This window comes from Ewingella americana ATCC 33852 (assembly GCF_000735345.1).
In the GTDB taxonomy this organism is placed as follows: Bacteria; Pseudomonadota; Gammaproteobacteria; order Enterobacterales; family Enterobacteriaceae; genus Ewingella; species Ewingella americana.
Genome location: NZ_JMPJ01000079.1, coordinates 1 through 288, shown reverse-complemented (window position 1 = coordinate 288; position 288 = coordinate 1). Strand labels below are relative to the sequence as shown.

Below are 288 nucleotides of genomic sequence, written 5' to 3'. Positions count from 1 at the left end.
CATTAACAGTTACCGTACTTAACTACTAAAGGGTAAGAGGCATCATGTCTGCATCAGGAGAAATCTCTACTCCACAAGAGTATATCGGTCACCATCTGACACAGCTTCAGGTAGGGACGGGATTCTGGTCGATTAACATCGATTCGATGTTTTTCTCCGTGGTCCTCGGGGTACTCTTTCTGGTTATTTTCCATCGCGTCGCTAAAAAGGCCACCAGTGGTGTCCCAGGAAAACTGCAAACAGCCATTGAGCTGATTGTTGGTTTCGTCGATAGCAATGTGCGTGACA

1 pseudogene is annotated in these 288 nt (G+C 46.5%); it reads left to right on the top strand.

The window, feature by feature from the left end:
- Positions 1–44: 44 nt before the first annotated feature.
- Positions 45–288 (top strand): annotated as a pseudogene (locus GEAM_RS22950) (F0F1 ATP synthase subunit A); the annotation flags it as partial.